The 24,684-nt window shown below is 44.6% G+C and carries 29 protein-coding genes and 3 tRNA genes; 12 read left to right on the top strand and 20 right to left on the bottom strand.

The window, feature by feature from the left end; genetic code table 11:
- Positions 1–2 precede the first annotated feature (2 nt).
- The gene (locus tag AC8GFU_RS02105) at positions 3–377 is read right to left on the bottom strand and encodes an acyl-CoA thioesterase (RefSeq protein WP_506626854.1); all 375 of its coding nucleotides are present in this window, start codon (positions 375–377) and stop codon (positions 3–5) included.
- The gene (gene ettA, locus AC8GFU_RS02100; protein ID WP_506626853.1) at positions 377–2,044 is read right to left on the bottom strand and encodes an energy-dependent translational throttle protein EttA; all 1,668 of its coding nucleotides are present in this window, start codon (positions 2,042–2,044) and stop codon (positions 377–379) included. The genes AC8GFU_RS02105 and ettA overlap by 1 nt, the downstream gene beginning before the upstream one ends.
- A gap of 53 nt (positions 2,045–2,097) precedes the next feature.
- Here ettA and AC8GFU_RS02095 point away from each other — a divergent pair.
- The 6 genes from AC8GFU_RS02095 (at position 2,098) to AC8GFU_RS02070 (ending at position 5,059) form a co-directional block, all read left to right on the top strand.
- Positions 2,098–2,171, top strand: a tRNA-Arg gene (locus AC8GFU_RS02095).
- A gap of 1 nt (position 2,172) precedes the next feature.
- A complete protein-coding gene (orn, locus tag AC8GFU_RS02090; RefSeq protein WP_506626852.1) occupies positions 2,173–2,748 on the top strand; it encodes an oligoribonuclease in 576 nt (191 codons plus the stop codon).
- A 25-nt stretch (positions 2,749–2,773) separates the two neighbouring features.
- Positions 2,774–2,849: transfer RNA gene (locus AC8GFU_RS02085), tRNA-His, on the top strand.
- A gap of 54 nt (positions 2,850–2,903) precedes the next feature.
- Positions 2,904–3,389, top strand: coding sequence for an inorganic diphosphatase (locus AC8GFU_RS02080; RefSeq protein WP_506626851.1), 486 nt, complete (start codon positions 2,904–2,906; stop codon positions 3,387–3,389).
- 47 nt (positions 3,390–3,436) lie between these two features.
- Positions 3,437–4,699: an ammonium transporter gene (locus AC8GFU_RS02075; protein ID WP_506626850.1), complete on the top strand. Its 1,263-nt coding sequence runs from the start codon at positions 3,437–3,439 to the stop codon at positions 4,697–4,699.
- Positions 4,700–4,720: 21 nt separating this feature from the next.
- The gene (locus AC8GFU_RS02070) at positions 4,721–5,059 is read left to right on the top strand and encodes a P-II family nitrogen regulator (protein WP_506626849.1); all 339 of its coding nucleotides are present in this window, start codon (positions 4,721–4,723) and stop codon (positions 5,057–5,059) included.
- Here AC8GFU_RS02070 and AC8GFU_RS02065 read toward each other — a convergent pair.
- On the bottom strand, positions 5,056–5,712 hold the full coding sequence (locus AC8GFU_RS02065) for an HNH endonuclease family protein (RefSeq protein WP_506626848.1): 657 nt from the start codon (positions 5,710–5,712) through the stop codon (positions 5,056–5,058). The genes AC8GFU_RS02070 and AC8GFU_RS02065 overlap by 4 nt on opposite strands.
- Positions 5,713–5,807: 95 nt before the next feature.
- Between AC8GFU_RS02065 and AC8GFU_RS02060 the strand changes: the two genes are divergently transcribed.
- A tRNA-Lys gene (locus AC8GFU_RS02060) sits at positions 5,808–5,880 on the top strand.
- A 95-nt stretch (positions 5,881–5,975) separates the two neighbouring features.
- Here AC8GFU_RS02060 and AC8GFU_RS02055 read toward each other — a convergent pair.
- Positions 5,976–6,914: a hypothetical protein gene (locus AC8GFU_RS02055; RefSeq protein WP_506626847.1), complete on the bottom strand. Its 939-nt coding sequence runs from the start codon at positions 6,912–6,914 to the stop codon at positions 5,976–5,978.
- 13 nt (positions 6,915–6,927) lie between these two features.
- Between AC8GFU_RS02055 and AC8GFU_RS02050 the strand changes: the two genes are divergently transcribed.
- Complete coding sequence (locus AC8GFU_RS02050; RefSeq protein WP_506626846.1) at positions 6,928–7,131, top strand: hypothetical protein; 204 nt, start codon at positions 6,928–6,930, stop codon at positions 7,129–7,131.
- 145 nt (positions 7,132–7,276) lie between these two features.
- Here the strand turns inward: AC8GFU_RS02050 and AC8GFU_RS02045 are convergent, their stop codons facing one another.
- Both AC8GFU_RS02045 and AC8GFU_RS02040 read right to left on the bottom strand, forming a co-directional pair.
- Complete coding sequence (locus AC8GFU_RS02045; RefSeq protein WP_506626845.1) at positions 7,277–8,467, bottom strand: hypothetical protein; 1,191 nt, start codon at positions 8,465–8,467, stop codon at positions 7,277–7,279.
- Positions 8,468–8,704: 237 nt separating this feature from the next.
- Positions 8,705–9,304 carry a HEAT repeat domain-containing protein gene (locus AC8GFU_RS02040; protein WP_506626844.1) on the bottom strand — a complete coding sequence of 200 codons (600 nt, stop codon included), beginning with the start codon at positions 9,302–9,304 and terminating at the stop codon, positions 8,705–8,707.
- A 71-nt stretch (positions 9,305–9,375) separates the two neighbouring features.
- Between AC8GFU_RS02040 and AC8GFU_RS02035 the strand changes: the two genes are divergently transcribed.
- A complete protein-coding gene (locus tag AC8GFU_RS02035) occupies positions 9,376–9,861 on the top strand; it encodes a GyrI-like domain-containing protein (RefSeq protein ID WP_506626843.1) in 486 nt (161 codons plus the stop codon).
- Here AC8GFU_RS02035 and AC8GFU_RS02030 read toward each other — a convergent pair.
- From AC8GFU_RS02030 to AC8GFU_RS02020, 3 genes are read right to left on the bottom strand one after another with little or no spacing between them, the layout of a single operon-like run.
- A complete protein-coding gene (locus AC8GFU_RS02030; protein ID WP_506626842.1) occupies positions 9,854–10,033 on the bottom strand; it encodes a hypothetical protein in 180 nt (59 codons plus the stop codon). The two genes, AC8GFU_RS02035 and AC8GFU_RS02030, sit on opposite strands and share 8 nt — an antisense overlap.
- Before the next feature lie 3 nt (positions 10,034–10,036).
- Positions 10,037–10,513, bottom strand: a complete 477-nt coding sequence (locus AC8GFU_RS02025) for a VOC family protein (RefSeq protein ID WP_506626841.1) — start codon at positions 10,511–10,513, stop codon at positions 10,037–10,039.
- A 48-nt stretch (positions 10,514–10,561) separates the two neighbouring features.
- Positions 10,562–11,005, bottom strand: coding sequence for a hypothetical protein (locus tag AC8GFU_RS02020; RefSeq protein WP_506626840.1), 444 nt, complete (start codon positions 11,003–11,005; stop codon positions 10,562–10,564).
- 106 nt (positions 11,006–11,111) lie between these two features.
- Here AC8GFU_RS02020 and AC8GFU_RS02015 point away from each other — a divergent pair, with 106 nt between their 5' ends.
- Positions 11,112–11,432 carry a hypothetical protein gene (locus AC8GFU_RS02015; RefSeq protein ID WP_506626839.1) on the top strand — a complete coding sequence of 107 codons (321 nt, stop codon included), beginning with the start codon at positions 11,112–11,114 and terminating at the stop codon, positions 11,430–11,432.
- On the opposite strand, the gene AC8GFU_RS02010 is transcribed toward AC8GFU_RS02015, so the two are convergent.
- The 10 genes from AC8GFU_RS02010 to AC8GFU_RS01965 form a co-directional block, all read right to left on the bottom strand.
- On the bottom strand, positions 11,422–12,186 hold the full coding sequence (locus tag AC8GFU_RS02010) for an SDR family oxidoreductase (protein WP_506626838.1): 765 nt from the start codon (positions 12,184–12,186) through the stop codon (positions 11,422–11,424). The genes AC8GFU_RS02015 and AC8GFU_RS02010 overlap by 11 nt on opposite strands.
- An 11-nt stretch (positions 12,187–12,197) precedes the next feature.
- A complete protein-coding gene (locus AC8GFU_RS02005; RefSeq protein ID WP_506626837.1) occupies positions 12,198–12,599 on the bottom strand; it encodes an arsenate reductase ArsC in 402 nt (133 codons plus the stop codon).
- Positions 12,589–13,236, bottom strand: a complete 648-nt coding sequence (locus AC8GFU_RS02000; RefSeq protein WP_506626836.1) for an aquaporin — start codon at positions 13,234–13,236, stop codon at positions 12,589–12,591. Before AC8GFU_RS02000 ends, AC8GFU_RS02005 begins: the two co-directional genes overlap by 11 nt.
- A gap of 91 nt (positions 13,237–13,327) precedes the next feature.
- Complete coding sequence (locus tag AC8GFU_RS01995; protein WP_506626835.1) at positions 13,328–13,822, bottom strand: FKBP-type peptidyl-prolyl cis-trans isomerase; 495 nt, start codon at positions 13,820–13,822, stop codon at positions 13,328–13,330.
- A 52-nt stretch (positions 13,823–13,874) separates the two neighbouring features.
- Positions 13,875–15,011 carry a tripartite tricarboxylate transporter substrate-binding protein gene (locus AC8GFU_RS01990; RefSeq protein WP_506626834.1) on the bottom strand — a complete coding sequence of 379 codons (1,137 nt, stop codon included), beginning with the start codon at positions 15,009–15,011 and terminating at the stop codon, positions 13,875–13,877.
- 2 nt (positions 15,012–15,013) lie between these two features.
- Positions 15,014–16,141, bottom strand: a complete 1,128-nt coding sequence (locus AC8GFU_RS01985) for a hypothetical protein (RefSeq protein ID WP_506626833.1) — start codon at positions 16,139–16,141, stop codon at positions 15,014–15,016.
- Between the two features lie 20 nt (positions 16,142–16,161).
- The gene (locus AC8GFU_RS01980) at positions 16,162–16,668 is read right to left on the bottom strand and encodes a hypothetical protein (RefSeq protein WP_506626832.1); all 507 of its coding nucleotides are present in this window, start codon (positions 16,666–16,668) and stop codon (positions 16,162–16,164) included.
- Positions 16,668–17,636: a hypothetical protein gene (locus AC8GFU_RS01975; protein WP_506626831.1), complete on the bottom strand. Its 969-nt coding sequence runs from the start codon at positions 17,634–17,636 to the stop codon at positions 16,668–16,670. The genes AC8GFU_RS01980 and AC8GFU_RS01975 overlap by 1 nt, the downstream gene beginning before the upstream one ends.
- Complete coding sequence (locus tag AC8GFU_RS01970; RefSeq protein ID WP_506626830.1) at positions 17,636–18,340, bottom strand: hypothetical protein; 705 nt, start codon at positions 18,338–18,340, stop codon at positions 17,636–17,638. Before AC8GFU_RS01970 ends, AC8GFU_RS01975 begins: the two co-directional genes overlap by 1 nt.
- A 20-nt stretch (positions 18,341–18,360) precedes the next feature.
- Complete coding sequence (locus tag AC8GFU_RS01965) at positions 18,361–20,856, bottom strand: autotransporter outer membrane beta-barrel domain-containing protein (protein ID WP_506626829.1); 2,496 nt, start codon at positions 20,854–20,856, stop codon at positions 18,361–18,363.
- Between the two features lie 163 nt (positions 20,857–21,019).
- Here AC8GFU_RS01965 and AC8GFU_RS01960 point away from each other — a divergent pair, with 163 nt between their 5' ends.
- The gene (locus AC8GFU_RS01960) at positions 21,020–21,661 is read left to right on the top strand and encodes a response regulator (protein ID WP_506626828.1); all 642 of its coding nucleotides are present in this window, start codon (positions 21,020–21,022) and stop codon (positions 21,659–21,661) included.
- A complete protein-coding gene (locus AC8GFU_RS01955) occupies positions 21,662–23,353 on the top strand; it encodes a sensor histidine kinase (protein ID WP_506626827.1) in 1,692 nt (563 codons plus the stop codon).
- A 1-nt stretch (position 23,354) separates the two neighbouring features.
- On the opposite strand, the gene argG is transcribed toward AC8GFU_RS01955, so the two are convergent.
- Positions 23,355–24,680: an argininosuccinate synthase gene (gene argG, locus AC8GFU_RS01950; RefSeq protein WP_506626826.1), complete on the bottom strand. Its 1,326-nt coding sequence runs from the start codon at positions 24,678–24,680 to the stop codon at positions 23,355–23,357.
- Positions 24,681–24,684 lie beyond the last annotated feature (4 nt).

The following is a 24,684-nucleotide window of genomic DNA, read 5'->3' as shown; positions in this document are numbered from 1 at the left end:
AATTACTCCGTTTCGAGGTATTTCGTCAGGAATTCTCGTTCAGCGTCATTGATGGGACGAGATTTCTTTGTATCCATAGAAACAGTTACTTGAACTGTCTTTACACGTGCAACTAACTCATCGCCATTCTTCATTTCATAGGTAAGAGCAAATGAAGAGTTACCGATCTTATGAACCCAAATTTCAACATCGATGTAGATATCGCCGGTGTAGATCGGTGCAATGAAATCAACTTCGGCACGAGCAACAACCATTTCGAGCATCTTTGACCAGGCAAAGCGTGCTTCTTGTGCATAGATCAAGTAGGTCGCGTTGTTTACATGACCGAATGCATCTAGATCGCCCCAGCGAACATATTGCTTACTTTGATATCTCATTAGCGAGTCAGCTTTCGATATGTCATGCGATGAGGACGAGATGCTTCTGCTCCCAATCGCTCAAGCTTGTTTGCTTCGTAACTTTCGAAGTTACCTTCAAACCAGAACCACTTCGCATCTCCTTCGTAAGCAAGGATGTGAGTAGCTACGCGGTCAAGGAACCAACGATCGTGAGAAATCACAACGGCGCAGCCTGGAAATTCCAGCAACGCATTTTCAAGTGATCCCAATGTTTCAACATCAAGGTCGTTTGTTGGCTCATCGAGCAGCAATAGGTTTCCACCCTGCTTCAGCGTTAACGCCAAGTTCAAACGGTTTCGCTCTCCACCTGATAAAACTCCTGCAGCTTTCTGCTGATCTGGACCCTTGAAACCAAAGCAAGAAACATATGCACGTGAAGGCATTTCAACTTGGCCGACCTTAATAAAGTCATTGCCATCTGAAACAACTTCCCATAAAGATTTCTTCGGATCAATTCCACCGCGGCTCTGATCTACATATGAAATCTTTACAGTTTCACCAATTTTTACAGTGCCTGAATCTGCCGGTTCCATGCCCATCAAAGTCTTAAATAACGTTGTTTTACCTGCACCGTTAGGGCCGATAATTCCAACGATTCCGTTACGTGGAAGCGTGAAGGAAAGATCATCAATAAGAACGCGATCTCCAAAGCCCTTTGTTAAGTTGTTAACTTCAATAACAACATTTCCAAGACGTGGGCCAGGTGGAATCTGAATCTCTTCAAAATCCAACTTACGCATCTTGTCTGCTTCTGCAGCCATCTCTTCGTAACGTGCAAGACGTGCCTTTGATTTTGCTTGGCGACCCTTTGCATTTTGACGAACCCAATCGAGCTCTTCTGCCAAACGCTTTGCGCGCTTTGCATCCTTCTGACCTTCAACCTTTAAACGCGCTGCCTTTGTCTCAAGGTAGGTCGAGTAATTTCCTTCGTATGGATATGCACGACCACGGTCGAGTTCAAGAATCCATTGCGCAACGTTGTCCAAGAAGTATCTATCGTGAGTAATCGCAACAACTGCGCCTGCATACTTATTTAAATGCTGCTCAAGCCACAAAACAGATTCAGCATCCAAGTGGTTTGTAGGCTCATCAAGAAGCAAAAGATCTGGTGCTTGCAATAGCAACTTACACAAAGCAACGCGACGCTTTTCTCCACCAGATAAAACAGAAACATCTGCATCAGGTGGTGGGCAACGCAATGCATCCATCGCTTGCTCTAACTGTGAATCAAGTTCCCATGCGTTGCGGTGATCAAGCTGCTCTTGCAGCTCTCCCATTTCAGAAAGCAGTTTGTCGTAATCGGCATCTGGGTTTGCCATCTCGGCGCTGATTTCGTCGAAACGGGCAAGCATCGCAACAGTTTCGGCAACGCCCTCTTTCACGTTATCAATTACATTTTTAGTTTCATCCAGTTGAGGCTCCTGCAACAAGATTCCGACTGTGTAGCCAGGAGTCAGGTACGCCTCACCATTAGATGGTTGCTGCAATCCCGCCATGATCTGAAGGACGGTGGACTTACCCGCTCCGTTAGGACCAACGACACCGATCTTGGCGCCGGGATAAAACATAATCGTGACATCATCAAGGATGACCTTGTCACCGTGCGCTTTACGCGCCTTCTTCATCGTATAAATGAACTCAGCCATGGAACGAAACCTTAGTGGTTCATGTCGGTAGACTTGGCATTCGACCCCTACAGGCGCCTGTAGCTCAGTCGGATAGAGCACCCGCCTTCTAAGCGGGTTGTCGCAGGTTCGATTCCTGCCAGGCGCGCATGGCCAATGAACAACCGAACCTGATCTGGATCGACTGCGAAATGACGGGGTTATCTCTTGAAAAAGATGTCCTCGTCGAAATCGCCGTCCTCGTAACCGACTCTGAATTAAATGTGATCGGTGATGGTGTCGATGTTGTCATCAAAGCGAGCGCCGAGCAGTTGGCGGGCATGAATGATTTTGTAACGCAGATGCACACCACATCTGGATTGATCACTGAAATTCCTAATGGCATCTCGGTTCAGGAAGCAGAGGCCCGCGTCATTGCTTATCTAGAAAGCGCATCAACGCAGCCCGGAAAATCTCCACTTGCCGGTAACTCCGTCAGTGTTGATCGCTCCTTCATCGCACGCGATATGCCGCTGCTCAATGATTACCTTCACTATCGAACTATCGATGTTTCGAGTATTAAAGAGTTAGCCCGCCGTTGGTTCCCAAAGGCCTACTTCAACGCCCCTGCTAAGACCGGAAACCACCGAGCGCTGGGCGATATTCAAGATTCAATTGCTGAACTGGCGTATTACCGCCAATCAGTCTTTATCTCCGCACAAAACGAGGCATCAACCACCTCGTAACAACAGGTAGACTTTGCTTCGCATGGTGGACGTAGCTCAGCTGGTAGAGCACCCGGTTGTGGTCCGGGATGTCGCGGGTTCGAGCCCCGTCGTTCACCCCAAGTTTTATTGAAGTTGTTTCACCCTTGCACGATTGAGTAGAGAGCTGGACTGAAATGATTTTCGACGTCGTAGTTGAAATCCCAGCAGGATCACGCAACAAATACGAGATCAACCACAGCACGGGTGAAGTTCGCCTAGATCGCATGCTCTTTACAGCAACACGTTTCCCTCATGATTATGGATTTGTGAAGAACACGCTTTCTCTTGATGGAGATCCACTCGATGCACTAGTGATGTTGGATGAGCCAACATTTCCAGGATGCGTTGTTTCATGCCGCGTTATCGGAATGTTCCGCATGACCGATGAAAAGGGCGGCGATGACAAGCTTCTATGTGTTCCAGCCGGTGATGTTCGTAAATCAAATCTGCAGGATCTAGAAGATGTTCCTGTCTACGAATTAGATGAAATCAAGCACTTCTTCGAGGTTTACAAGACACTTGAACCTGGCAAAGAGGTATTTGGCGGAGAATGGGTCGGACACGTCGCCGCGGAAGCAGAAATTAACGCTTCATACATTCGCTATAACGAGACTCACTGATACTTTTTCTCTCCTAGGAATACCTCTCGATTCCTAAAGGAGAGAACGTGATCAATAGCGGCGATACAGCCTGGGTACTAGCAAGTGGTGCACTTGTTTTATTTATGACTCCAGGATTGGCAATCTTTTACGGCGGAATGGTGCGAGCAAAAAGCGCGCTGAACATGATGATGATGTCATTTGCCGCAATTGGCGTAACAACAATTATTTGGGTTCTCTACGGATACTCATTAACTTTCGGAACTTCACAAAACGGTTTGATCGGTAACTTCAGCAATGTAGGTCTTTCGAAAACACTTGATCAGGTAGTTGGCCCTGAAGGTCATCAAATTCCAACTCTTGCATTTGCGATGTTCCAATTAACCTTTGCAATCATCACTGTTGCGCTGTTATCTGGCGCAATTGCAGATCGTGCAAAGTATGGATCATGGGTTTTATTCGTAGGCGTTTGGGTAACACTGGTTTATATCCCTGTAGCGCACTGGGCATTTGCGAGCCAAGGCGGCAATGGTGGCTGGATCATCGACAAACTAGGCGCACTTGATTTTGCAGGTGGAACAGTTGTTGAGATTAATTCAGGTGCAGCAGCATTGGCGCTCGCACTTGTTCTGGGAAAGCGCGATGGCTTCAAGCGCGATCCAATGCGACCACACAACATGCCACTTGTTCTACTTGGTGCAGGAATGTTGTGGTTTGGTTGGTTTGGCTTTAACGCAGGAAGCGCACTATCTGCGGGATCACTTGCTGCAACAGCGATGATCAACACACAGATCGCATCAGCTGCAGCATCGATGTCATGGGTGTTCTACGAAAAGCGCCGGGATGGAAAGGCAACAACACTTGGTGTTGCATCAGGTGCGATCGCAGGTGCGGTTGTCATTACTCCTGCATGTGGTTACATCAATCCGATTGGCGCATTAATCCTTGGATTAATCGCAGGTGTTGTTTCAAATTACGCCGTTTCTCGCAAATACAAGTTTGGCTATGACGATTCACTAGATGTTGTCGGAGTCCATGGCGTCAGCGGAATTATCGGAATGATTGGCATTGGCTTGTTTGCAACGGTCACAGTTAATGCAACCGGCAAAGAAGGTCTATTCATCAATGGCTCTGCTGCATTGCTATCTAAGCAGCTGATTGCAATTGCCGCTGTTGCCACATTCTCATTCTGTGCGACCTGGTTGATCGCAACACTAATTTCACGCACTATCGGATTCCGTGTTCTTCGCGATGATGAACTAACAGGTCTTGATACGACCTATCACGCTGAATCTGCGTATGACATCACTGGAAATTCAAACCGGTACTAGGCACCAGGAAAAGAGATAACAATGAAGCTCATTACAGCGATCGTTAAGCCTTCAAAGGTTGATGATATTAAGCGCGCCCTGCAAGCCGATGGTGTACACGGAATGACAGTCTCTGAAACCCGCGGATTTGGCCGCCAAAAGGGTCACACTGAGATTTATCGTGGGGCTGAATACACAGTTGATTTCATTCCAAAGGTTCGCATCGAAGTACTTGCAGATGATGCAGAGTGCGATCACATCGTTGATTTAATTGTTAGCACCGCTAACAGTGGATCAATTGGTGATGGAAAGTTGTGGGTTACACCAGTTGAAACTGTTGTCCGTATTCGCACCGGCGAGCGCGGTAGCGACGCACTTTAAGAGGTAGGCAACGCCTTTTCAGGGCAGCTCTTCAAGATTCGTACGATCGCCTCTTTTTCGGGAGCGGTAAACCACAACTTGTATTTCAGCTTCACCGCTACTTGTCGTGCAACATAATCGCAGCGATAACTCTTTAACGGTGGCAACCAAGTAGCTGCATCACCATCACCTTTTTGTGAATTCAAGCGACCCTTAACCGCCAGCAAATTCAGCGGATCATTTGCCATAGCAGTGCGTTGCTGAACTGTTAATTTAAATGCGCCTGTTTGCCAAGCATTGGACAAGGCAACAACATGGTCGATCTGCACCTCCATGCTGCTCACATTTCCGCGTACAAAGTTGATGGTCTCCCCCGAATATGGATCGATCAAAGTTCCGGAGAGAATTACGCACTCATGTGTTTTCTCTTTAAATACTTCGCCGGTTAAATCTCGTTTCAAAATATCGTTGCGGGTATCGCAACCGTTGCGATCTACATCCGCCCATGTCTGGCCAAATTGCGCACGGGTGTATCCGGTTTTCGCAGCTCGTCCCTTTGTTGGCTGCACTTCGATCACAGATAATCCAGATGCCACTGAGGTTGCCTGAGATGGCGTTATTCCCGCCACAGCAAGGCTCAGAACTAGGGCAATCCTTATTTCGATGTGACTCACACGCCCAGTATGCGTGTGTCGGGAATGTGCGGCAAGGCGGGGGTTGCTGATAGGTTTCCCCCTGCATTCAAGCGTTTCCGGCGCCTGGATGCCTCGGGTGGTTAGCTCAGTTGGTAGAGCAGGTGACTCTTAATCACCGGGTCGGGGGTTCGAGTCCCTCACCACCCACTTATGTAAGTGAATCCGAGCTCTATGTCCAAACCTTGGATGTAGATCAAACCCTTGAATAGTGGATTTATCTGCCAAATCTTTATATCCAGTAATCACTTCTTTAGATAATACTCATTCATTCCAACATAATATGGGTATAACTTCTCATAGAATTTTAATGGTGTAACACCAAAGAATTTTTCAAATCTTGTGGCAAAATTATTAGGAGTAGTGATGCATTGCATTCTACAGTCAGGTAATTCTTTCCAATCCTTCACAAATTTGAGAAATTGCTCATTTCCATAGACCGCAACAAGAGCCTCCGTTGCTAATGAGCCAAGGTAATAGGAAGCATGATTCCACTCTGACGATTCCATGTTTTGCATCAATTTAATGAATTGATCTTGAGTTAAATGCTTTGATTCACTCACCCAATTGGTCATCATCGCTCTGTGCACGATCAGGTTTGCAGGGTTCTCATAATTTAATCCAAGCATTTGTCCATAGAAATCTGCAGAACCCTCTACCAGCCATTCAACCGAATTAGGACCAACGGAATGATTGTCTGATTGAAACAAATGAAAATATTCATGGATGGGCTTAAATGCTTTGTCTGGCGTATTTTCACCACTGCAACTTACATATCCCCAACGATCAAATGATACGTTACCTACAGTTTCAGCCCATGCAACTGCATAACCATTACCGCATGGTGGGCCACTTTTATCATTTTGGAAATCATGCGATATGCGTGAATTCCAAGAGTTATATTTTGTTTGAGCCCATTGAATTGTGGAATCGCTCGTATCTATCCAATAAAGTGCATTAACTGACTGAGGTAAAAAATAATTTTGCAGAAATGTATATATGCGGTTCAAACGGTTTTGCTCTTCTGAAATCCATGTATTTGAAACTGATGGATCTACATAAAAAATTATTGGTGCCATCTTTTTTACTTGAGAGTCATAGTCCTTCATTACACTTTGATATGCCACCAGTGAAACACGACTTATGTCTAAATTGTCCAAACTAATGGGAACAAGTGGAGCCATTGTGGGAGTGGGAGTGGGAGCTGGTGTGGCAGTTGGTGTGGCAGTTGGTGTGGCAGTTGGTGTGGCAGTTGGTGTGGCAGTTGGTGTGGCAGTTGGTGTGGCAGTTGGTCTGGCAGTTGGTGTGGCAGTTGGTGTGGCAGTTGGCTTAACGATTGCAACTCCTTTATTCCAAACCAACTTCTTTCCTGATTTAACACATGTGTATGTCTTATTCTGATAAACAACCTTTTGATTCAATACTTTGCAGGTAGAACCAGGAGTGACCTTTTGGGCAGAAAGGGCGGGACTAGAAAGTAGCAAACAAAACATTAGACTAATCAACACCCTGCTTATATGGGCACAACTATTTTTTAGACTCATCACTAATTATCACTTCTAAAATTCTCATAGATTATTTTAGCGATAATCGGCTTGGCGTCTTTCCAAGTGGTTCCAAATATGGAGAAAAATGCAGGTTCAAATCCTTTTTCATCTGTTTGCTTGCACAGTTCTAAAAGAACGCCTGGGCCCTTTAATGCCACTAAGGTTTCCATAACTAAACTTCCATAACTATAGGCTCCATCGTAATTGTATGTTGGAGCGTCTAAATAATTTTGCAAATAACTAATCTGTTTACCCGACACTGAGGAAGTGTCTATTCTTCGCCACTTGAGATATTCAGAAAAAGAATTTCTCGACATAACCAAATTTCCAGTGACTTCGGCTCCACCTTCTATTACCCAAGGTGGTGGATAAGCACCATTTGTCCAACCATTATTTCCAATTACCATTCTTTGTAAGGAATGGAAGAATTCGTGAGCCTCTCCTTGCCCAATCACGGACCTTGCTTGAGTCATTGGGTCGCCGAAGTTTAGAACTTTTGGAATGCTCAAAAGAATAACTGCTATACCGTTTACAGTTGTAATCTGTTTTGCACCACCACAGTCTATATTTTGAGGGAAAAGTATGTCGTGTAACATGCAATTTCCATCAACAAGATGTCCGTTTTCATTGGCGTTGATTGCATCATAATTATATGATCCAATGAGGGACTTTAGTTTTTCCTCTGCCCACGAGATATCTTCGAATGAGTACTGGATTTCATAAAAAATATCAGGGGTTTTATACATGCTAAAGGCCTTGGAAACTAACTCGAAAATTTGTAAAGCGGGGGTCTGAGAAGGCTTTGTATTCGGTCCGATAATTATTTCAGGGGTTTTCAAAGAAGATTTTCCCTGTGAAATAGCATCTGAAGTTAATTTCCAAGCAGTGTAGGCAATCGCTTTTCGTCTTTCATATAGATTAGAGAAAGAGGTAGGTGCCAATTGTTCAACTGAAGAGTTGCCAGGACTTGGCGTAGGGGTACTTACAACAACTATTTCTCCCTTGTTCCAAACCAACTTCGTGCCTGACTTGATGCATGTATAAGCCTTATTCTGATAAACAACTTTTTGTTTAAAGACTTTGCACGAACTGCCAGGAGTTATCTTTTGAGCGGAAACGGCAGTGACGGGAATTAGGACAATGGCAAGGGCAATTAATAGTCCTTTTGCAAAAGGTCCCCTAGTTTGCATTCCAAAAGGGTAAAGGAGAGTTCTGGCAATTTGGGATTTTGAGCAGTCATTTCTGCTCTTACCTCCCAAAAAGACTAAATGGACATTCAATACCCTTGATTTGTCCCTGGCCATCCCTAATATTGGAGATGAGTAAAGATCGGATATATCCGCATAGTGGGTCAAAGGGAATGGTTTGAAGGTTTGATAACGAGTCCCTCACCACCCACTTACGACAGTAAGTCCGAGACAAAGCCTTCAATTATTTGAAGGCTTTTTGCTTTCCAGCTGCATCTCTCTAAATCTCAGCAAGGTGAACTTCGCCTGATTACTAACGGCGTCATCTGATGAATTAGCTGCCTCTGTCAGCGGCTGAACAATGGGTTCGCCAATCGCACAAAGGAATCGCGTTAATCCGAATTGAGTGTCTGAATCCCCGCGACCAAGTTGAGTAATCAACTTTGCAACAAGAATTGGCTTTTGATCATCTGGCACTAACACAGATGCAGCTCTCCAAGCAGTTGCGGCTACAAAGTCATCTTCATCAAAGAGCATCTCATCAGTGATTAATTTGTAGTTGTTCTTATCGCCTATCTTTGAAAGTGTGTGAATCGCTTGGCTCTTGGCTTGAATATTGGCTGATTGCAACTCAGTCTCTAATCGCTTTACTACTTGCGGAATGTCATTTCGCATTAACGCCCATGACAAGGTATCTCGCACAAAGAAGTCAGGCTCAATTGCACATTGAGTAATCAAAATTTCGATGAACTCAGGCTCTGGATAGGTTCCCGCAGCTAGGGCTGCCTTTAGGCGTACCGATTGATCGGGCGAATCCAAAAGTGAGCGAAGTGTTGGCACTGGAAAACGGTATCAGTCACTGATTTAATTGCGCATCGGAAAATACTGAGGAAAATACAAGGAGCGCTCTTATGGCCGTAAGAAACAATGGAACTAAGCCACATCCAGAGCGCATCATCTGTGGCGCACCAACTGATCTGTACTCGATCATGATCTCTGATCTTTATGACCCAACCGCTATCCCAAACGCATGGAAAAAATTCTGGGCAGAATTTCCAAAGTCAGATATGCCCGCAGGAAATCTCGCTTTTGGTGTTGTTACTCCAATTGATGGAACATCAGGGAAACTCCATTATGTTGCTGGAGTTGAAGTTAAAGCTGGCTACGTTGCTCCTGAGGGATTTGAATTAACAACTATTCCCGCTGGCAACTATTTAGAGGTTACGCACCTTGGAAACATCGAGTCACTTGCACCGAGTTACGGTGAAGCTTACGGCGTTGTATTTCCATCTGCAGGATTAGAAATGCGCGAAGCCCCACACATTGAACTGTATGACGCCATGCTCAATCCGATGGCTGATGACTACGAAATGGGAATCTTAATTCCCGTTAAATAGATTTTTTAAAGTAATTCTTAATCCTTTTAAGAACTTCCCAAAAGGTTCTAGTCATCATCGCCGCCAACAAGGTTGCAACACCTGTGATTAATAGATTTCCACCTTCAAGAAATCGGGTTCCAATAAAGGCAAGTAATACACCAGCAACTATCGAAACTCTATTTCCACTCATCGATTACTCTCCTAGGTATGCCTTCTTCATTGCAGCTAAATCAATCTTGCGCATTTCAAGCATCACTTGCGTCGCACGTTGGCATCCTGCAGGATCTGAACCGCCCAAGTACTCATTCATTTCAGGGGAAGTTACCTGCCAAGAGACTCCGAACTTATCTTTCAGCCAACCGCATTGGCTTTCTTGTCCGCCATCGGCAATTAATAAATCCCAGTATTTATCAATCTCAGCTTGATTAGCACAAGGAATCTGGAAAGAGATCGCTTCGCTATGTGGGAACTGTGGTCCACCGTTAAGGCCAATGAATGGTTGCCCAAAGATCGTGAAGTTAACGACGATCTCTTCACCCTGCTTGTTTCCAGGGGTATCTGTGGGTGCAATCCAATTATCCGCAACAGAACTATCGGGAAAAATACTTGTGTAAAAGTTGGCGGCTTCTCGAGCATGGCCGTTAAACCAAAGGCAAGTAGTTAGTTTCATGGGAAAAGAGTAATGCCCCTTTCGGGGCATTACTCGTAAGGCTTGAAACTAAAAAAGATTAATTCCACCAAACTTAAAAGGAATTGCCTGACTAAATGATTTATCTGTTGCATTGTGATCATTGGTTACATAAATGATGCACTTTGTGTGGATGCAGTCGCCATCCTTGAAGTACTTATCGACCTTGATAGATAGCTTTCCAGTTCCTGGAGTCGCGCCCATCTTTAAATCAGCTGGAACATTTGAAACCCACAGCTTTGAAGCTTTTGCAGGGTTGCACGCGGCTGGTTCTGTCTTTCCCTTGTCGATTCCCATACATTGTGAAATATAGATTCCGTGTTCCTTTGGAAGACCTGAAACGGTAATTGAAACTAGACCTGTCTTTGTTGAGATCTTGCTTGAATTTGCAACCTTCACCTTTGCGGCAGCGTTTGCCGGCTGAACACTGAGTACTAAGAATAGAACTGAAACTATTGCCGCAAGCTTTTTCATGAACTCTCCGATTTTCTAGATTTAATGTATGAAACCGTAAAGGTGCCAACAAGGTGATGCATCTTGAAAAGGTGTGAGTTGCGTCCTGTTTAAGTAGGCTTAATCCATGCTGGGCGGAATCAATAACGGGCTTTTCTTGCAATCCTTTGGCGGATTTGTTGGATTAGCGCTGCTTGTTGTCGTTTTGAAATGGGGTTTTTCATCGAACCGAAAGTTGATTGTTACGCCCATCAAGGCGGGCAAAAAAGATCAATACGGTCTGCTCAAACCACTGTCTACGCCAGCCAATTACATCGAGGCGCAAATGGCTTTACAGAAATTAGTTGATTCAAATATCAAAGCAACATTGACTCAAACTTTAGATGGGCCTCAGTTGATGGTCTTTGAAAAAGATTTAGCAATCGCTAAATCAATTCTTACTTCTTGAATTGGCCCCTGAAAACTTTGTGGTTGGCTGCTTGCGCAACTGGGCGAATTACTAAGGAATCAATGTTTACATGGCCAGGAACAGATGATGTCCAGAAAATACTGTCGGCAATATCTTCAGCGGTTAATGGATTTTCAACATCTTCATAAACCTTGGCGGCCTTTGCTGAATCTCCAGAATTACGATTCAGCGCAAACTCTTCAGTCTTAACCATACCTGGAGCGATTTCTGTAACACGGATTGGAGTTCCGTTGAGTTCAAGTCTCAAAGTGTTTGCAAGCGAGCGTTCAGCAAACTTTGCTGCGACATAACTTCCACCATTTTCGTAGGCAACATGGCCTGCGGTAGAAGAGATGATGACGATATGGCCGTTTCCATTCGCAATCATTGATGGGGCTATCGCTTTAGTCATTCGCAAAGTGCCAATGACATTTACTTCATAGCTCTTTGTCCACATCGCTGGATCTGAATCTAATACTGAGCTTGAATCAAAGGCGCCACCAGCGTTGTTGATTAGTACATCAACTGCGCGCCCATTTAATGCCTGAACAAATTTATCAACACTATCTTGGTTGGTTACATCAAGCTCATGAACTTCAATGTTGGGGTTGGTTGCTGCAAGCACCTGAAGTCGATCTAATCGGCGCGCACCAGCAATTACCTGGTATCCATTATTTGCAAAGAGCGTAGCTGTGGCAGCTCCTATTCCGGAGCTTGCACCGGTAACTACAGCTAACTTTAAAGAGTTGCTCATAACCGCTTACTTTAGACTAGTAGTTCAGAAAGCAGTTGCTCTACGCGCTTTTTAATCTCATCTCTGATTACTCGAACTGGTTCAATCCCCTGTCCTGCAGGATCATCAAGCACCCAATCTTCATAACGCTTTCCTGGGTAGAACGGGCAGACATCGCCACAACCCATGGTGATGACGGCATCTGATTCTTGAACCGCTTCAGGAGTTAATACCTTGGGAGTGTTGTTAGCAATATCGATTCCAATTTCAGCCATAGCTTCAACTGCAATCGGATTGATTGAATCCTTTGGTGCACTTCCTGCAGATAAAACTTCAACTCGACCTTGACCAAGTTCGCGCATAAAGCCTGCTGCCATTTGAGAGCGACCTGCGTTGTGGACGCAGACGAAAAGTACAGTCGGTTTATTTGTCATTAGTTAGCACCTTCGTTAGGCCCAGACCGATTAAAGCTCCGAGAATTTGAGCTGCGATAAATTTAGAAACACATCCTGGCGCAATGCCAGCAAATGAATCCGAGAAGATTCGACCGATTGTGACGGCAGGGTTTGCAAATGAAGTTGAACTAGTGAAGAAGTAGGCGCTTCCGATCCAGGCAGCAACAGTTACAGGGATGAGCGCTGTTTTTTCCTGAGCGAGCATTAAATTAATCAAGAGAATGAGACCAGCGGTCGCAACGATCTCGCCCAGATAAAGATTTCCACCTGAACGTGATTTCGTCGCTGTTTCAAATAATGCATGGCTAAACATCGCATTAGCCAACACTGCACCTGAAATCGCACCTGTAACTTGAGCGGCTGCGTATTGAACAAAGGTAAGGACTGTTGCTTTCTTTTCAATCAAATCAACCAAGGTGACCACAGGATTAAATTGTGCACCGCTTATCGGTCCCAAGATTTGAATCAAAACATAAAGACCAAAAACAGTTGAAATAGTGTTGATTAATAGCTGAACGCCAACGTCTTGTGAAAGGTTGGTTGCCATGATTCCTGAACCGACAACAATTGCTACTAAAAGACAGGTTCCCAGGAACTCGGCAAATACTTTCTTCATTGCAGCAGGGTACAAGTTATAGGTGAACAAACGGTATACAAATGAAAAACCCCACTAACCATTAGGTCAGCGGGGTTTTTCTTAAGCGTGATTATGAAACGGCGATGATGTCCACTACGAAGATCAAGGTTTCATTTGGACCGATTGGACCTGAACCATTTGGACCGTATCCCTTGTCAGCTGGAATAACTAGCAAACGACGTCCGCCAACCTTTGCTCCTGGCAAACCTTCCTGCCATCCAGCGATAACGCCAGAGAGTGGGAATGTTGCTGGCTGTCCGCCAGACCATGATGACTCAATGAGTGCACCGTTTGACCATGTCATCAATGTGTAATGAACTGTCAGAGTTGATGAAGCTTGAACCTCTGTACCAGTTCCAACAATGATGTCTTTTGTTTGCAATGTTGTTGGTGCAGCACCTGTTGGAGGTGTGATTGTTGGGGCCTCGCCCGCGTTACCTGTTACAGCAGGTAGTCCTGATGAATCTGACACTGTGTCGTTCCCTCCGAGTGATGTGAATGATGCAAATGCAATTGCAGCTACGGCCAAAACCGCAAATACCTTTAAAAGAGTGTTCTTTGACATGGTTCTCCTCGAGCGATTTGAAATTCAGATGCGCAATCTACCAATAAGTGGGTTAAAACCCGAGTTGCTGCAGAATTGCCTTAGTTTCTGCTGTTTCAACTTCAATTTGAGCGACAAAATCCTTTTGTCCCACATAGCCCTCGCTCCAGTAATTATCTGAAAGGGTCTTGAGCCAAATACGAGAATTGTGGAATACATCCAGGAGGTGAATGAAGTTACTTGTATCGACATCACTAAATTGTGGAGGAACAAAGATTCCGTACCAATTCCCGTAAATGACATTAACGCCTTGCTGCTGCAAAGTCTTGGCCTTGGACCATGATAATTTTTCTGGTGAAGCAACACCTAGTATTCGCATCTTTCCGGCAGTTACCTGAGCAACAAAATCACCACTAGTAGACAGCGCAACATAACTTTTGTCTGTCAAGCTCTTTGTGATGACATCAAAGCCTGAATTCTGTGGTGAATAAATAGCCTGCTTTGGATCTAAGTTCATTGAATTGAAAATCTTTGCCATGAAGATGTGATCTACTCCCCCAGCCGCGCCACCGATAAAAGTTACTGCTTTTGGATTGTTTTTCAGATCATTTATTAGTTGCTCAAGTGTTTGATACTTAGAGTTAGCAGGAACTGCAATAGCTTCATGCTCTTGGACTAATCGAGCAATAGCCTTTGAATCCGAGAGCTTCAAAGTTGATTTTGTCGTAATTAATCCAGCAATTAGAGTCTGGCTTCCTATAAATGAGGTTGCTAGGCGATTCTTGTAAGCCTGAAAGGTTCCAAGTGCCCAAGTTCCAGAACCACCGCTAAAGTTTTTACTTGAATAATCTTTCACCAACTCTTCATTCTTCAGAGCAGTACCGATTGCTTTACCAATGCGGTCCGCGCTCCGGCTTGCAACAACTTCAGGTGAATCCGAGTTACGAGAAACGATTGGGGCAATAATTTCAAAGATCTTGATTGGAGTTAACTTCGAGTACCACCAAAGAAGTTCACCCTTTGAAGTACCAAGTGTTGCTTTCATGCACACTAAGTCAGTGCCATCAATTGCGCGACCAGGAGCAACTTTCCCATCGCGTAGACATTGATCCCCCACATGCGCCACCGTTGCCGCTTTAACCGCCGCATGGGCAGGTAGCACCTGAAACAGCATGGTCGCTGCAACAGGTACTACAAGCCACTTACGCATACTTATTTCGTAACTACGCAGGCAGAACCAGTAATGGAATCTGTAACTTTGTTATCTGCCAGCCAATTCATCTGAATGTAGTACTTCGTGGTGTTTCCAGGGGTCTGAAAATTCCACTTAGCACCGTTGAGGATGTTTGAAGCGCCAAAAGCCCAAGCGCACTTATCGGCATTCTCTGCGCCTGTTGCGTCATACCAAGTCCGCAAATCAGGATCGGTAAGTGCCTCATCAATCTCATGTACCAAAATACTTGCTACCGCATCTAGTTGATAGTCTCCATTTGGACTGATTGTTTGAGCTGCGCAACTACGAGCATATGTTGACGTGAAATCTTGCACCGCAATGTACGGAATATTTCTAACTCCAATCGTTCCAATTGAGTGCCAACCACAATATGCGGTTCCAAAACCAGAAGAGAGTCTGGTGTTATTTGCTCCCAAATAAACATAGATTGGCTTCACGCCAGCGTTAATCACTTTGCTCTTAATGGCATTGTTGATATATGTGGCAACATTCGCATCGCTTACTTGAATCAATCCATTCTTAACCGAACCGCTTGCGGCAACTGTGGCTGAAGTTGATGTAGGCCAAGTTAGCGAAGGTGCATTTGATGTGAAATATCCCAGATTTGTCTTAAACACATGGTTGTCCGTGTTAATACTTCCGGCACCTAATGATGTAACCAAATTGCCCAGGATTGCGTTCCATGTTGCTTTTCTCGTTGCATCCCAATTTCCGACCCACACCGGAATAATCTGTACATTTCCGGAATAAACATTTAATGGGCCGCCGGCGTGATAAATAATTGGGTTCGAAGCCGCCGAACCCACGGCTTTAGCTGTGGCTCTAGTGTTTGCCTTATTCCACTTCTGCCATTCAATTTCCGAACCTTCGTCATCATTGGAAACATATGAACTTTGCGATTGTCGAGATCCATTAGTTGGCGCTTCATTAAGATTTGCTATTGGGTGACCATGAGATCGAATCGCAGCCCCTTTGAACTCTTGTGATGAGTTGTTTCCTTTGTCGCCTTCTCCCCCTTTGCCATTTTCTTCAGCGTTTGCGCCCGAAAAGGACAATGCAACCGACATCAAGAGAATTGATGTGGCTAGGATTTGGATTTTCTTCATTATTACTCCATTGGTTTTCATTAGTTGCCTATCTTTGAAGGGGTTGCAAAGGTAAATCGAACAATTACTTGATTTGTGCGAAGCACGTTGCTTGAGCTCAATGTCGTGGCTGCGCTAGCTAATAAGTCATGATCTGCTTTGTCCAGCTTTTGACTGAATGAGAGTGCGCGCGCAATAGCACTTGATGGATTCTCTGACCCAGATGAATAGCCGCCTACATATTGCGCAAAGACTATGTCTGCGTCTGCTGGCAATCCATGTGTGTTCTTAAATCGTGAAATATCCAATTTAATTTGAGAGAGACTAAAACTTTCATACAAGGTGTTCATGCTTTCATCAAAAATCTTTGAATACGAATAATCAGGATTATTTGGATCTGCCGCAGCATTTGAGTTACCTGTAAATTGTGGAACAAATGAGATCGTTGCTAAGAAGATAACCATGAGGGCAAGCATCAAGTCGGTGTACATCCACCCTGCTTGTCCGGTTAGATCCTCTTCGACTGGATCAACATAAATTCTTCTCATTACTTACTCCGTGAGGCTTTCTTAATTAGCGTCTGAAGAGACTTAATCTCATTTTCGGCAGCTTCCGAGCTTGAACGAATTGAGTTAGTCGATTGCGCCAGCTCATCATTGGCAAGATCTAGCCCGATAGTTGCGGAATTGACGGCATCGCGAAGTTCACCGGTAATCGAGTCGTTTATTCCACTCAAAGCTTTTGTGAGGTTGCCAACCTGCTTTACTAGTTTTTCCGATTCATTACCTAGACGGCTACCAAATTCATTAATAGCAGGAACTCCACCTTCTAGTTCTTCAACAACAGCGGTTAGTTGCTTTGCGCTTTTTGCAAGTGAGTTAGTAGCTGAAAGTAAGGCAGATACAGAGGATGCAATGCCCTCTTCTACATTGTTCTTATCGATCTCTCGCAAGGCGTATAAATACATCTTCAGCGCAAGCGCCATTTCCAGACGCTCTTCATCTATTTGATGTACCTCTGCCTTGTTGATTGCTGAGCCCTTTGTATTGAAATATGTTGAAACAAGGCTTAAAACAATCACGCCAAGAATAATTGCAAAGTCCAAACTTGCCACATGACTGATGGTCCAGAACGCAGGTAATACTTCATAACCGTTTTGCCAGAACTCCAAGAAATTTACTGTCGTCGCATTATTTGTTTCGACAAACTTTGCGAATGCTTCAGTTGCCTTACTTACCGCTTCCCAAGTAATTGCTACTGGAATGAAAACTAATACATTTCTGATGTTTGCCAACTGCTTTGCCCAATTGAAGAAGCGATTTCCCACCGTTGGATAAGGCTGCGGCAGATACTCGAAAGGATCCATCCCTGCCCAAATGGCTAAGTTTTCTTCTTGTGAAAGATCTTGAGCCAATGACTGAACAATATGGTCGGATGCAACATTGTTACGCACCGCCCAACCGTTCAGGCGTTGTGTGATTTCACCATGCAATAAATCTTCTTGGCTGTTTGGCATTACTTCACCAACCTCAATGCGCCTTGCTTGCTCGCAATATCAAGTGCTGTTGCAGCGATCGGATCAAATACTTCGATCTGATAATTCAGATTTGGATATGCCACATAAACATTTGTTGGTGTGTCCTTGTTGTAATACACGGCAGCACCTTCAGTGTTAATGAAGGTAACGCCATTGCTTTGATTTCCGGCAGCTTGTGTCGCACTAAATGCATTGGTAGTTGTATATGTAGCAATCACAACGTAATTTGGTTGTGTATCTGTTAGGCCATCTCCGTTTGGTAAATATCGCACATAAGCCTGACCCTCTGCCGGAACTGCCAATGTGTACTTTGCGCCTTTAACTGGACCAGCCCAGTAAACATCTACTCCTAGTTGTTTCACTGCATCAACTAATTCACCTTCAGTTAGCGCTACCTTTCCAGCAATAACTTCTGTAAAGGTTGAAGTAGAGGCGGTTGGAGTATCCGCGGATGAAGTGGAGTACGAGTAGGTAAGAATTGAACCAACAAAGAAAGAAGCAATCATTAAGAGGGCAGTCTTCGAATTCTGACTCATCTTTCGCTTCGGCGCACTCTGGTCACCTGTAGAAATTTTCACCCGGCTACGTTTTGGAGCGACAACTGTTGAATCATTAACCACTGTTGATTGACGCACTTTAGGCGTCTTTCGAGCGGGTTTTTCTTGTTCCTGATCAGGTGTCATTTATTGTCTCTCCATCATTATCACGGTGTTGTGTCCAATAGAATTTTGTTTTTCGTGCCCGAGCAGCTTGAACTTGAGCTGCTCAACAAAGTCATCGATTGATCTCTAGATGAAATACACACGTACTTCTCTGTGTAGTTCGCAACTATTGTTGGCAGTGTGAATGAGAATGTGTATCGCGGAACTCCATTAGAAGTTGTTTGAGAAACCGATACTGATGGAGATCCATTGGTTACAGAGGAATTCACGGCAATAGTTGGAGTTACCCCATCAGCACCATCTGTTCCATTCTTACCTGCAGCTCCTGTTGGACCAGCAGGGCCTGTTGGGCCAGCAGGTCCTGTGGCTCCTGTTGCACCTAAAGGAAGAACAAAAGTTAACTTCTTCGAAACTAAAGAAACAGTGGGTGTTGATCCAACTGCACCCATTGAAACTGCAGCAGATGTAACGGCAAGAGCGCCATCGGCACCAGCAGGTCCAGTTGCACCTGTGTCACCTTTCAAGCCTTGGGCACCGGTCGCACCGGTCGCACCGGTATCTCCTTTAGCCCCGGTTGCGCCGGCAGGGATTCCTAAAGTTAATTTTCTAGATGAAGAAGTCCAACCAATTGTTGGGTTACTTCCAACTGTTAACGATGTGATTGCAACTTGAGAAATCGCTGTCACATCATCACTTGTGCAAACTACCTTCAAGACACTACTGGTAAAGGTGAGTCCTGAGACTTTATCCGATCCCGAACATGTGTCATTTTGAGAATCCAGTGAAAATGTAGATCCCAAAACTCCTGAAGGAATAGTGACTCTAAAGTTAGAACCGTCATAGAGGAAAGTTCCACCGCTTACTCCATTGAAGTAAGCATTGTCGCTAAAGGTTGGAATAGTCCCAGTACATGCAATCGTTAACTTTGAATTTGAATAAGTAAGACCATTAGCAAAACCAGATGAGCCAGAGCATTGAGTACTGCTGACCGATGATGATGAGAGAGATCCCGAAGTTGGAGTTCCGCAAGAAACTCCAAAGTTTCCATCAACATCAATTGTTAATGCGGTTACAACTTGTGGCAGTGTGCAACTTGTTGTCCCCGTTGAAGTCAGAGCTGGACCAAGTAATCCAGCAACAGATAGAGCAACTCTGGTGTTTGGATTTCCATCACCATAGCGGCTGTAATCGCTGTCATCGTGCTTGTATCCATCACTGCTGTTTCCATCACTGGAGCCGCCAACTGATGTACATAAGAATGAGAGTTCACCAGAACTGTTGAATTTCATACCTTTAACTGCGTCACCGCTTGAGCACTCCTGTGTCGGAGTAAACTCTGATGTTGATGTTCTCTTATTGACTGACAAGTTAGAGAAATCAGAACTCGAGCCACTAGGTGTAATGCAGTGATATCTAACTTGCGACAATGAAAGAGCAATTCCGTCAATTACTTTGCCCGATTCGCAAGTTCGAGTGCCATCCTGCGTAAATGGCCTTAAGGCTCCTTGTAGTCCGCTAATAGCCGCGTTGATAGATGAAGTTATTCCGCTTGGGATTGTCTGCAAGCAGTCCCCCGTCAACTGGAATGGAGCACTTTTTGTAACTTTTAGCGAACCTAATCCGAAAGAATCTTCGGGTGAACAACTCTTCTCAATTACATTACTATCATCGAACGCAACAGCAGTCCCACTGCCATTTCGGACACAGTGGTACTTAAGCGTCGGTGAAGCAAAAATCATGCCATCAATCACAAATCCAGTTGAACAAGTAGCTGAGCTCGATTGATCATTTTCTAATTTAAGTGAGCCTAAAATTCCAGGTGGTACTCCACATGTCGATGTAAATACTCCTGATGAGCTTTCAGACACGGAGGTTAAAAACTCATCGGTACCACAACTTGTTGAGGCGGCATTTTCGGATCCAGTTCCATTTTTTTGATCTGCTGCGCAATAAGTTTTTAGAGTTTTTCCATCGTATGTTATATCGTAAACTTTTTGGTCAGCTCCGCATGTTCCATCAACTACATAGGTAAATGATCCTCCCGAACCATTGCTTCCGTTAGCACCGTTTTGTCCTGCCGGTCCTTGTGGACCGGTATCTCCCTTTTCACCTTTTGCTCCTGCAACACCAGCAACACCTTGCGGACCTTGCGGACCAACAGGTCCCTGAATTCCTTGTATACCTTGAATTCCTTGCAAACCTTCTGGTCCTTGAGGACCAACCATTCCTTCTTCGCCTTCAGGTCCTTGCGGACCAACAGGACCTTGCGCACCAGCTGATCCAGTTGCACCAGTTGCACCCGAAACTTTTTTAACTGGTGCATTAATAACAATGATGTCTGATTTTAATTTTGAAGTTGTTGTTCCCTTAACAGGACCTGTAACACCGGTTGTAGTTTTGCCTGTCGTTCCAATTGGTCCCTTGGTGCCTGTCGTGTCCGCAGCTTGGGCAACTGTGTATGAAAATACTGAGAAGACAGCGATCAGAATTACCGCACGTCGAAGTCGGGCATGAGACTTAAAATCTGTCGATTTCATGACCGTTTCCTCACTATTAGGTAACCATGGTGAGGGGTAATCCCCCTTCTCCTAATTTGCAGGTTGGAGGAAACAACTAGTGCTGGTTGGGTAAAACAACCTAAATTCCATTTTTTTTCTCTGTTTTGTAGTGTCGCACGTGAAGTACTGGCATCCTAGTTAAATGAGAAATGCACGCCTGATCCTGGTTGAGGATGATGCATTTACGCGTGCGCTGCTCGGAGATGCGTTGGTTCTTCAAGGCTTTGATGTGAAGGCTAGGGTCGCGACAGCAGCTGAAGCTTTGGCTGCACAGAGCGAATTTGATCCCCAGGTTGCAGTACTGGATCTTGATTTGGGCATTGGGCCAACAGGAATTGATGTGGCCATTGCTCTCAGATCACGAAATGCAAATATCGGAATTGTTTTCTTAACAACCTACAAAGATCCGAGACTGATTGAATCTAACCTTCCAAACCTTCCTGAAGGTGCGATCTATTTAAATAAACTTGATATGAATTCAACATCTGCGATAGCGGCACAAATTTCTCTTGCTGTACTGAAGCCGTTAACTCGACGCTCATTCCCATGGAGCCGCAACAGTCCCTTGTCAGCACTTTCAACATTGCAGATCGAGATTATGAAAGAGATTGCTGAAGGTTTGAGCACATCTGAAATTGCACGTGCCCGAGGAGTTTCTGAACAAGCTATTGATAAATCAATCTCTCGTATTTCAAAACACTTAGGTATTCCAAAATCTGCAGATACAAATCAGCGAGTACAAATCGTAAGAGCCTTCTTTGAGAATAAGGGCCAAGGTGTTTAGGTGAAGAGAACTTCCTGGATCACTTGGCGAATCTTCTTCACAACAATTCCGATCGACATTGTTGTCTTGATTCTCGCCGCTGATCACACAGTCAAGAACTTTAACGAGGCTTGCTTATGGGGACTCGTTGCTTTGATCTCCCATGTTGCGCTGATTCCTTTAGTGACGGTAGGGGTTGCGCAATCTCAGCAATGGAGAAACTGGAAGTTTGACCTTGGATTTCTCTTTTTATTAGGGGCAACCCGAGGCTTAGTAATCAACATTTGTGTGGCTCAATTTGATTTGGTGCAGACGGTTAGCGATGGATATAAGGTCTTTAATTCGATGGTTGCACTGCCACAATGGTTTGTAGGTGTCGCAGTCTTTATAGAATCTCGCCGAAACTATCAAAATACCTTTCGGGAGCTTTTTGCCAAAGCAATGCAACGTGAGCAAGAGACTCATAAACGCCAACCGATTTTGCCCCAAGGATCTTCAAATGCAGATGAAACCATTGCTCGATTGCAATTCATCACATCGAACCTTGCAAGTGATATTCAGAAATTAATCAAACGGCCAAACGAGCTTAGCGATTACACCAATGAGGCTGAAAAAATCCAACATCTCATCGATGATGATATACGTCCCGCTAGCGCAGAGTTATGGCGCGAAAACGCAGTTAAATCACCCAAGATTTCATTCTGGACACTTGTTCAAATTGCATTACTTGAAACCCGTTTGCGTGTTTTCTTAGTTGTCATCATCTCGGTCCCCTATCTATTCGTGGGACTAAATGGAGCTTACGGATTTGAAATCGCAATCTTTCACTGTCTTTTAGTCAGTTTTTTTGACCTTACAATATTTGGATTATCTGAATTAGTTTATAGATTCAAGATCTTAAATCGTGCTGGGTCGAACCTATTCTTGTTAGGCACCAGTTTCTTTTTGCCTTTCTATATTCAATTTGATTTTGTTCCAAGAAACTTGGCTATCAGCAGTAATTCAGCTGCAATCTTTTTAGGGCAGCTGCTTCTTTCAGTTTCATATATTGCCTTGCTAATAACTGTGAATGGATACACAGTTATCAATAGACAGCGCGCCGAAGTTATTACAAGCCTAGAAAAACACATCTCAGGCGAAAGATACCTTTCATCAGTAAATGAAAGCGGTGCTGCGCGACGCAAAGCTGATTTAGCAAATTACCTTCATGGCGAGATTCAAGCCGGGTTAACTGCAAGCAGTCTGCTGCTACAACAAGCGGCTAAGAGTGGCGATTCAGAGCTTGCCCAAGAAGCACTTGAACGCGCATCTGGACTTTTGAATCAGGATCTCACTAATATTTCTTATACCCGAATGGCAACACCAGATGTAAAGATCAAAAAGATTATTGATGGGTGGAAAGGAATTGCTGATATTTCAGTCGCTCTGCCTTCTTTTGACCAACTCAATGAAAACGTCTCGCGAAGCTCAGTCCAATTGATTGAAGAAGCGGTTGCCAACTCGATTCGTCACGCCAAAGCAACGGATATCAAAGTTTCTGGCATTCTGAAAAAAGATTTACTTACAATCACAATCATTTCAAATGGTGAGCCGATGACTAAAGGCAAAGCAGGCTTAGGAACAAAGATGTTTAATGACCTAGCCGCGGAATGGAACTACGCAGCCGAAAGCGGCCATAACCGATTGACCTTTACTTTGATCAATCCTGAATAAACTATTCGATTTCGCCGATTAATTTAAACTCGCCATCACCAATCTGGCCCTGTGAGCGGTAAAGCTCTAACTTGGCACGGGTATCGGCAATATCAAGGTTTCGCATGGTTAATTGACCGATGCGATCAACTGGACCAAAGGCAGCGTTTTCAGTGCGCTCCATTGAAAGCTTTTCTGGATGGTAGCTAAGACCAGGCCCTGTTGTATTAATAATTGAGTAATCATCACCGCGACGCATACGAATTGTTACTTCGCCTGTTACAGCAGAAGCAACCCAACGCATTAGAGATTCACGAAGCATCAGTGCTTGTGGATCAAACCAGCGACCTTCGTACAACAAGCGACCTAGTCGGCGACCTTCTGCATGATAGTTAGCAATAGTGTCTTCATTGTGAATTGCGCTAATTAAACGCTCGTACGCAATAAATAGCAGCGCCATTCCTGGAGCTTCATAAATTCCACGGCTCTTCGCCTCAATAATGCGGTTTTCAATCTGGTCAGCCATACCAAGACCATGGCGGCCACCAATTGCATTGGCTTCCTTCATCAAATCCACGATGTCATCAAATGACTTTCCATTGATTGCAACAGGACGACCTTGAACAAATGAGATCTTTACATCTTCTGTATCGATCTTTACCGCTGGATCCCAAAAACGAACACCCATAATTGGTTGAACTAATTCAACTGATGTATCTAGATTCTCGAGGCTCTTTGCTTCGTGCGTTGCACCCAAAATATTTGCATCTGTCGAATACGCCTTCTCGGTGCTGTCACGATATGGAAGTCCATGAGCAACTAACCATTCAGACATCTCTTTACGTCCACCAAGTTCGGTGACGAAATCTTGATCAAGCCATGGCTTGTAAATTCGTAGGTTTGGATTTGCAAGCAATCCGTAGCGATAGAAACGCTCGATGTCATTGCCCTTGTAGGTAGATCCATCGCCCCAAATTTCAACTGAATCTGAATGCATCGCACGAACCAACATTGTGCCGGTAACTGCGCGACCAAGTGGAGTTGTGTTGAAGTACTGCTTTCCACCCGAACGGATATGGAATGCACCGCAGGCAATCGCTGCGATTCCTTCTTCGACTAATGCGTTCTTGCAATCAACTAGACGTGAAATCTCTGCGCCATATTCCTTTGCGCGACCTGGAACTGAATCAATATCTGGCTCGTCGTACTGGCCTAGATCTGCTGTGTATGTGCAAGGGACAGCTCCCTTGTCGCGCATCCACGCAACCGCCACAGATGTATCGAGGCCGCCTGAAAAGGCGATTCCTACTTTTTCACCAACTGGAAGAGATGCGAGGACCTTTGACATGGCG

The organism is Planktophila warneckei (SeqCode) (genome assembly GCF_965234675.1).
Classification (GTDB): Bacteria; Actinomycetota; Actinomycetes; order Nanopelagicales; family Nanopelagicaceae; genus Planktophila; species Planktophila warneckei.
The sequence above is the reverse complement of the archived record's forward strand: the minus strand, read 5'-3'. Positions and strand labels throughout refer to the sequence as shown.